At 72.5% G+C, this 6,232-nt stretch carries 5 protein-coding genes, 1 tRNA gene and 1 pseudogene; all 7 read left to right on the top strand.

The window, feature by feature from the left end:
• Positions 1 to 213: pseudogene (locus Q6969_RS11970) on the top strand (peptidase S8); the annotation flags it as partial.
• 43 nt (positions 214 to 256) lie between these two features.
• Positions 257 to 1,741 carry an NAD(P)/FAD-dependent oxidoreductase gene (locus Q6969_RS11975; RefSeq protein ID WP_317230643.1) on the top strand — a complete coding sequence of 495 codons (1,485 nt, stop codon included), beginning with the start codon at positions 257 to 259 and terminating at the stop codon, positions 1,739 to 1,741.
• Positions 1,742 to 1,916: 175 nt separating this feature from the next.
• A tRNA-Leu gene (locus Q6969_RS11980) sits at positions 1,917 to 1,991 on the top strand.
• A gap of 177 nt (positions 1,992 to 2,168) precedes the next feature.
• Complete coding sequence (locus Q6969_RS11985; RefSeq protein ID WP_317230644.1) at positions 2,169 to 3,365, top strand: SpoIIE family protein phosphatase; 1,197 nt, start codon at positions 2,169 to 2,171, stop codon at positions 3,363 to 3,365.
• Positions 3,362 to 5,377: a glycosyltransferase family 2 protein gene (locus Q6969_RS11990; RefSeq protein WP_396335545.1), complete on the top strand. Its 2,016-nt coding sequence runs from the start codon at positions 3,362 to 3,364 to the stop codon at positions 5,375 to 5,377. Before Q6969_RS11985 ends, Q6969_RS11990 begins: the two co-directional genes overlap by 4 nt.
• Positions 5,374 to 5,712, top strand: a complete 339-nt coding sequence (locus tag Q6969_RS11995) for an STAS domain-containing protein (protein ID WP_317230645.1) — start codon at positions 5,374 to 5,376, stop codon at positions 5,710 to 5,712. Before Q6969_RS11990 ends, Q6969_RS11995 begins: the two co-directional genes overlap by 4 nt.
• Entirely contained in the window at positions 5,702 to 6,163 is a 462-nt protein-coding gene (locus tag Q6969_RS12000) for an ATP-binding protein (RefSeq protein WP_317230646.1), read from the top strand. The genes Q6969_RS11995 and Q6969_RS12000 overlap by 11 nt, the downstream gene beginning before the upstream one ends.
• Positions 6,164 to 6,232 lie beyond the last annotated feature (69 nt).

Consider the following 6,232-nt stretch of genomic DNA (forward strand, 5'->3'; position numbering starts at 1 on the left):
GCGACGCCGGATCCCGCGGCGTCCGCGCGACCCGACGCCGAGCCCGCGGTCCCCGCCGACGGCCCGACCGCCGACCCCGCGGCGGACGCCGTGCCGACGGCCGGCGCTCTCCGCCAGGTCGGGATCCCCGCCCTCGTGCTGTCCGTCTTCGCCGCGCTCGCGGCCGCCATGGGCGTCGTGGCGTACCGGCATTTCAGACGGCTGCTCCGATAGGGGTAGCCTGATTTCGACCACAACCTGCAGGGAGTCATCCATCGTGCCCAAAATCCTGATCGTCGGCGGCGGCTACGCCGGTTTCTACACGGCATGGAAGCTCGAGTCGCACCTCCGATCCGGCGAGGCCGAGGTCACCATGGTCGACCCGCTGCCGTACATGACGTACCAGCCGTTCCTGCCCGAGGTCGTGTCCGGCTCCATCGAGCCGCGCCACGCCGTGGTGTCCCAGCGACGCCACCTCCGCACCACGAACGTGGTCACGGCCAAGGTCACCGGCATCGACCACGCGTCGAAGACCGCGACCATCACGCCGCCCGTGGGCGAGCCGTACGAGTTCTCCTACGACATCATCGTCGTCACCGCGGGCAGCGTCTCGCGCACGTTCCCGATCCCGGGCGTGGCCGACGAGGCCATCGGCCTGAAGACCATCGAGGAGGCCGTCGCGATCCGCGACCGCATCTTCGCGAACTTCGACCGCGCCGCGACGCTTCCCGCCGGGCCCGAGCGCGACCGCCTCCTCACCTTCGTGGTGGTCGGCGGCGGCTTCGCCGGCATCGAGGTGTTCGCCGAGATGCGCAGCATCGCGACCGACCTCGTGAAGAAGTACCCCGAGATCGACTTCGAGGACACGCACTTCCACCTCATCGAGGCGATGGGCCGCATCATGCCCGAGGTCTCGCTCGAGACCAGCCACTGGGTGCTGAAGAACCTGGCCGAGCGCGGCGCGCTCGTGCACCTCGACACGCAGCTGAAGTCCGCCGTCGGCGGCGTCGTCGAGCTGTCCACCGGCGAGTCCTTCGAGTCCGACGTCATCGTCTGGACCGCGGGCGTCATGGCCAGCCCCATGCTGAAGAACACCGACCTCCCGATCGAGGAGCGCGGGCGCCTGCGCGTGCGCGCCGACGGTCGCGTCGAGGGCGACGACGGCATCGTGCCGGACGCCTGGGGCGCCGGCGACGTGGCGGCCACCCCCGACCTCACCGGCGGCGGCGTCGGCGGGTTCTGCGTCCCCAACGCGCAGCACGCCGTCCGCCAGGGCAAGCTCATGGCGAAGAACCTCACCGCGAGCATCCGCGGCGAGGGGATCACCGACTACTTCCACAAGAACCTCGGCGCCGTCGCGGGCCTCGGCCTGTACCAGGGCGCGTTCCAGTCCGGGAAGGTCGGCATCACCGGCTTCCCCGCCTGGGTCATGCACCGCGGCTACCACGGCCTCGCGATCCCGAGCTTCGAGCGCAAGGCGCGCGTCGTCACGGGCTGGCTGAACAACCTCGTCTGGGGCCGCGACATCGTCTCCATCGAGGCCCGCGAGACCCCGCGCACCGCGTTCGAGACGTTCGCGTCGCGCCCGCGCCCCGCGGCGGACGCGGCACCGGCCCCGAAGAAGGAGGACGCGGCGCCCGCCAGGAAGGCCGCCGAGGAGAAGGCGGACGCGCCCAGCGAGGGCGAGAAGTCCCCGGCCCTCGCCGGCAGCTACAGCACGTCGCCCACCGCGGAGACCACGGGCGAGGACCGCACGGCCTGATCCGTGTGATCCCCCGGCACCACCCGTCCGACGGCCCGCAGGCAGCAGCCTGCGGGCCGTCGTCATGCGCGGGCGACCGGTGGGAGCGTCCCGCCGGGGGCAGCGGCCCGCGCGCGCGGGGTGGACGCGGCCCGGGCGCGTCGACCGTAGGCTGTCGGGAGCGCTCCGGCGCCCAGCCCCCGTGGCCCAATCGGCAGAGGCAGGCGACTTAAAATCGCTACAGGTCAGGGTTCGACTCCCTGCGGGGGCACCGCATCCGCCGTCGTCGTCGCCCCGTCCACCGTGCCGCGGGGACCACTGGGACGGACACCGGGGAAGAGCCGGTAGCGCTACTTGGTACGCGCCCCATCCATCAGGGCACGTAAGCTGAGGATGCCCGAGATCTCGGGTGCCGTGGACGGGGGTCCATGACGGCGAGGGGGCGGGGATGAGTCTGATCGAGGACGCGCGGGCGACGGCCACGCAGCGGGCCGTCGAGGCCCTGGGCCTGCTCGACGGGGTCCCCGAGGAGCGCTTCGACCGCGTCACGCGGCTCGCGCGCACGGCCTTCGACGTGCCCCTGTCGACGATCGGGCTCGCCGACCACGACCGCATGTGGTTCGCCTCCTGCGCGGGCGCCGAGATGAGCGAGGCGCCCATCAGCGCCGTCTTCTGCGACACCACCATCCGGGAGGACCGGGTCCTCGTCGTCGAGGACGCCCAGGAGCACCCCGTCTTCCGCCACCTGCCCTCCGTCGCGGGCGAGCCGCATGTGCGGTTCTACGCGGGCCAGCCGCTGCACGACGCCGAGGGCGTGGTCATCGGCACCTTCTGCCTCTACGACCTGCGTCCGCGCTCGCTCGACGACGGCCAGCTCGCCCTCCTCGCGGAGCTCGCCGAGTGGGCCCAGCGCGAGCTCATCGCGAGCGTCGAGATGGAGCGCGCGCAGGCCGTGCAGGCCGCGCTGCTGCCGGCCGCCGAGGTCCAGCTGCCCGGCTACGGGATCGCCGCGGTGTGCGTGCCCGCGCAGGTGGTGGGCGGCGACTTCTACGACTACGAGCGGACCCCGTCGGGCCTGCGCTTCTCCATCGCCGACGTGATGGGCAAGGGCACGGGTGCGGCGATCCTCACGGCGACCGTGCGCGCGGTGCTCCGCGGGATCGCCAGCACCGCGGACCGCTTCGGCGCGGGCGTGCTCGAGGACACCGGGCTCCTCGTCACGGACGCCGCCCGCACCCTCGAGGCCGACCTCGAGCGCACGGGCGCGTTCGTCACGCTGCAGCACGGCCACCTCGACGCGGCGTCGGGCCTCCTCCGCTACGCCGACGCCGGGCACGGCCTGACGATCGTCGTCCACCCCGACGGCGCCGTCACGCACCTCTGCACGACCGACCTGCCCGTCGGCATCGACGCCGACCACCGCTGGCAGGAGCGCCACGTCGTGCTCGCCCCGGGGGACACCTTCGTCACCTTCAGCGACGGCCTGTTCGACATGTTCGGCGGCAGCGACCCGGCCTTCGACCTCATCGGCGGCCTCGTGCGCGAGGCCGACGGCGTGGACGCGCTCGTCGAGCGGGTGCGGACGCTGGCCGCGGCCGGCACGCCGCTCGACGACGTCACCGTCCTCGCCGTGAGCCGCGCATGACGCGCACGGGCGCCCGCGGGACCGGCACCGGCGCCGGGACCGGCGCCGGCACGGGCCGCATGACGCTCCGCTTCGCGGTCATCCGGCTGCTCGCGGTGGTCACCGCCATCCTCGGCCTCAACTACATCGTGTGGCGGCTCCTGTTCTCGGTGAACCCCGAGGCGCTCTGGATCGCCATCCCGCTGGTCCTCGCGGAGACGTACAGCCTCATCGACTCGCTGCTGTTCGGGCTCACGATGTGGCGCGCGCGCGAGCGGCCCCGCCCGCCGGCGCCGCAGCCGGGCCTCACGGTCGACGTGTTCATCGCCACCTACAACGAGCCGCTCGACCTCGTGATGGAGACGGCGCGCGCCGCGCAGCGCATCACCTACCCGCACAAGACGTGGGTGCTCGACGACGGGAACCGCACGGAGCTGCGCGACCTCGCCGAGGCGGAGGGGATCGGCTGGATCACCCGGTCGGCGGACTGGAGCGGCCGGGCGCGCCACGCGAAGGCCGGCAACCTCAACAACGCCCTGCTGACGACCGAGGGCGAGTTCATGCTCATCCTCGACGCCGACCAGGTGCCGGAGCCCGAGATCCTCGACCGCACGCTCGGGTACTTCGACGACCGCCGCATGGCGATCGTGCAGACGCCGCAGGTCTTCGTGAACGTGCCGGACTCGGATCCGCTCGGCAGCCAGGCGCCCCTGTTCTACGGCCCCATCCAGCAGGGCAAGGACGGCTGGAACGCGGCGTTCTTCTGCGGCTCCAACGCGATCCTCCGCCGCGAGGCGCTCATGCTCCTCGGGGTCTCGCGCTACGTGACCGACATCGAGATCAGCGTGTTCCGCGCCCTCCGCACGGCGGGCGACGTGCTCGACAAGGCGCGCGCGGAGCTCGAGCCCGACCAGGTCGACCTCCGCAAGGCGCTGGACGACGTCGCCTACGACGTGCGCCGCGCCCGCGCGGAGCTCCGCCGCGGCCAGCGCCTCGCCGACGTGACCTACCGCTTCCAGAAGCGCGTCGACTCCATCGCCGCCCGCATGGTGCAGGACGACATGGCGGCGCTGAAGGCCGACCTCGCCGAGATCGCCGCGCTCGCCGGCCGCCACTCCGCCGACCGGGACGCCGTGTCTCTCGTGGACGACTCGGCCCTGTCCCGCCTGTCCCAGCGCGACTGGTCGCCGCTCGGCGCCCTCGACGCCGTGCGCGCCCTCGTCCGCGACATCGACGTGCACCGCGACGACGACGCGCAGTCGATCATGCCGCTGGCCACCATCTCGGTCACCGAGGACATGGCGACCTGCATGCGCCTGCACGGCCTCGGCTGGAAGTCCGCGTACCACGACGAGACGCTCGCCTACGGGCTCGCCCCGGAGGACCTGCCCACGATGCTCACCCAGCGGCTCCGCTGGGCGCAGGGCACGATCCAGGTGTTCTTCCGCGAGAACCCGCTCCTGCAGAAGGCCCTGTCCATCCCGCAGCGGCTCATGTACTTCGCCACCATGTGGAGCTACTTCTCCGGGTTCACGGCCGTCGTGTACGTGGCGGCGCCGATCATCTACCTCGTGTTCGGCGTGCTGCCGGTGCAGGCGCTCTCGACCGACTTCTTCGTGCGGCTCATCCCGTTCCTCGTGGTCAATCAGCTGCTGTTCGCGGTGGTGGGGCGCGGCAAGCGCACGTGGCGCGGCCAGCAGTACTCGCTGGCGCTGTTCCCGGTGTGGATCTCCTCGGTCACCACCGCCGTCGCCAACGTGTTCTTCCGCAAGCCTCTCGACTTCGCGGTCACGCCGAAGGTCCGCGCCGAGAGCGGGAAGCCGCGGTGGGACCTCGTGAAGCCGCAGCTCTACGTGATCGGCGCGCTCATCGTCGCCTCCGCGATCGGCCTGCTCCGGCTCGCCGTCGGGCAGGCCACGCCGCTCGGCACGTTCACCAACCTCGCCTGGGTCGTGTTCGACCTGGCGATCTTCAGCATCATCATCCGTGCGGCCCGCTACCGGGGCTTCACGCCGGCCAAGGAGGACGCATGATCGACATCGCAGTGACCGAGCAGGGGACCGACGTCAGCGTCGTCACGCCGAGCGGACGCCTCAACATGGTGTCGGCCCGTCAGCTCACCACCGTGGTCACCGAGGTCATCGACGGGGGCCGCCCCTACGTGGTCGTGGACCTCGGCAGCACCGAGTTCATGGACTCCTCGGGCCTCGGCGCCCTCGTCTCGGGCCTCAAGCGCGCCCGGCAGGCCGGCGGCGACCTCCGCCTCGCCCGCCCCAACGCGCAGGTGCGGGCGGTGCTGGAGCTCACCAACCTCAACCGCGTCCTGACGGTGCACGACGCCCCCGAGGGGGTGTTCGGTGACCGCTGACGCGGTCGACGAGGGACGCCACGGCGCCGTCGCGCCCGTCCGCGCCTCCGCGACCCTCCCGGCGGTCGAGGACAGCCTGGAGGCGGTGCACGCCCTCGTCAGCGGCGTGTGGGACCGTGCCTCGGACGTCGACGACACCGAGCGGATGCTGTTCGAGACGGCCGTGATGGAGATCGCCGGCAACGTGGTCGAGCACGGCGTCGCCGTCGGCGGCCGCATCGGCGCCGTCGTCACGTTCACGCTCACCGTCATCTGCGGCCACGACCGCATCGTCGCGCTGTTCGAGGACGACGGGAAGCCGGCCGAGGTGGACCTCACGCAGGTCTCCATGCCCGACGACCTCAGCGAGAGCGGGCGCGGCCTCGCGCTCGCCCAGGCGGTCCTCGACGACCTCACCTTCGAGCGCGCCGACGGCAGCAACCGCTGGCGACTCGTCCGGCTCCGCGGCTGATGCGCGGCGGGGGGATGCGGGCGCGCGGGGGCGGGCCCACGCGGGCGCGGATGCGGGGCTGGGCGGCGG

This window comes from Clavibacter sp. MX14-G9D (assembly GCF_032917815.1).
Classification (GTDB): Bacteria; Actinomycetota; Actinomycetes; order Actinomycetales; family Microbacteriaceae; genus Clavibacter; species Clavibacter michiganensis_K.

Coding starts and splice junctions, on each gene's coding strand:
- Q6969_RS11995 (WP_317230645.1), top strand. CDS start 5,374: ATGATCGACATCGCAGTGACCGAGCAGGGGACCGACGTCAGCGTCGTC.
- Q6969_RS11990 (WP_396335545.1), top strand. CDS start 3,362: ATGACGCGCACGGGCGCCCGCGGGACCGGCACCGGCGCCGGGACCGGC.
- Q6969_RS11985 (WP_317230644.1), top strand. CDS start 2,169: ATGAGTCTGATCGAGGACGCGCGGGCGACGGCCACGCAGCGGGCCGTC.